At 45.8% G+C, this 2029-nt stretch carries 2 protein-coding genes; one reads left to right on the forward strand and one right to left on the reverse strand.

The window, feature by feature from the left end:
- Window positions 1-960, reverse strand: a 960-nt coding sequence (locus ACNPNW_RS05330) for a helix-turn-helix domain-containing protein (RefSeq protein ID WP_448766650.1), incomplete at its 3' end; no start/stop codon positions are given.
- Between the two features lie 201 nt (window positions 961-1161).
- Here ACNPNW_RS05330 and ACNPNW_RS05335 point away from each other — a divergent pair.
- On the forward strand, window positions 1162-2029 hold an 868-nt coding region (locus ACNPNW_RS05335), incomplete at its 3' end, for an aldehyde dehydrogenase family protein (protein ID WP_448766651.1).

Raw genomic sequence — 2029 nt, forward strand, 5'->3', positions numbered from 1 at the left:
GGTACATAATTTCAAGGCTGAATCGATATACCCAGCATCTAAAGATTGCTCTGTCATTAAAAAATCAGCCTCTACATGCGCCAATAAACGATAGGGTCTGGAACCCAGCATACCACCTAATAAATCGCGTAATTGTGACATTTCTGCTTTTAAAGTACCCATACTGACCTTGCGCTCGCCATATAAGGCTTGATGCAATGTATCTAGACTCAGACCCTGCGGACATAAGGCTAGAATGGTCAGAATTTCAATCTGTCGAGGAGTCAGAACCAGCATCTTGCCATTAAACAGCACTTGAGGTACTGAAAAAGCTCGAATAAACAGGCGCTGCTTCTGGCATTCTAGTAGAGCCGACTGGATGATCGTAGCACAGCGCTCCGCAGCTAGTAGTGCTAAACTGTTATGCTTTGGCCAGGTAGTCGACAGATCAATGACACCTAAGACCTGTTTTGAATAGGGATCAATAATCGGGGCAGCGTAACAAACCCAATCATGAATGGAGGACATGTAATGTTCACTGGAAAAGACACAGCTGGATTGTTGAGTTTTTAAGGATAATGCCAATGCATTGGTTCCGACTAGCTCTTCGCGCCATTGCCCACCTTCAATAAAATGTACACTTTCTGCGGCACTTTGCATTTGTGGGCTAGAAGCTGCCCAAATGATGGTGCTGCCGATATCTCCGACCGCCAGCACCATAGAAGATTGCTCGGCAATATGTTTTAAATCCTGAGCACAATGTTGCAGGGCTTGGGCTAAAGTTGAGGAAGAAGTGGTCTTTTTTAAATCCGTCAGCGGTGCTGCTAAACGATTCTTCGGGATTTCAGCCGAGGATGAACGTTGCCAGGAGCTGGCAATACTCTGTCCCAGCTGTTCTGCATGTAAGGGAGACAAACTGCTGTTTTGCCGAAGCTGATCAGTATTGTGCCTTTTTTCCATCAAATCTTGTTTTGTCATCATTCCTTATTCTCACAACAATTCATGATTTACATCCGCTGTAATCGTTATTTTTTTAAAATGGATGAAAATATCGTGAACATGCTAGCTCCAACCTTTTTCCAACCTTATACCAGTTATATTAATCAAATAAGATGCAGAAGTACCTTATACCAAAGCTGTAGAAGCGGTTTTGCCATACGAAAATAAGCAAAGGAAATACATATGCGTTACGTCGATCCTAATCAACCTGATTCAAAAGTTCATTTTAAAGCACAATACGAGAATTTTATTGGCGGCGAATGGGTCGCTCCGGTCAAAGGTGAATACTTTGACAACATCTCTCCGGTAGATGGCAAAGTCTTTACCAAGGTTCCGCGTTCTTCTGTAGAAGACATTGAATTGGCCCTGGATGCAGCGCACAAAGCCAAAGAACAATGGAACAGAGCATCGCCGACCACCCGCTCCAATATTCTGTTGAAAATTGCCGATCGTCTGGAACAAAATCTGGAACTGCTGGCAGTGGCAGAAACCTGGGATAACGGCAAACCGATCCGTGAAACGCTGGCTGCCGATATTCCGCTGGCTATTGACCATTTCCGTTATTTTGCCGGCTGTATTCGTGCGCAGGAAGGCGGCATTTCCGAAATTGATGAAGATACGATTGCTTATCATTTTCATGAGCCGTTGGGCGTCGTGGGTCAGATTATCCCGTGGAACTTTCCGATTCTGATGGCTGTCTGGAAACTGGCACCTGCCCTGGCTGCGGGCAACTGCATTGTGTTGAAACCTGCAGAACAGACTCCGGTCAGCATTCTGGTGCTGGCTGAACTGATTCAGGATATTTTGCCACCGGGTGTCCTGAATATCGTCAATGGTTATGGGGTTGAAGTCGGTCGCCCGCTAGCCACCAACCCACGCATTGCCAAGATTGCCTTTACCGGTTCCACCGCCGTCGGTCAGATGATCATGCAATATGCCACCGAAAATATTATTCCGGTGACGCTGGAACTGGGGGGTAAATCACCAAATCTGTTCTTTGCTGACATCATGGATCAGGAAGACGATTATCTGGACAAAGCGCTGGAAGGTT

The sequence above is a fragment of the Acinetobacter endophylla genome, assembly GCF_053543775.1.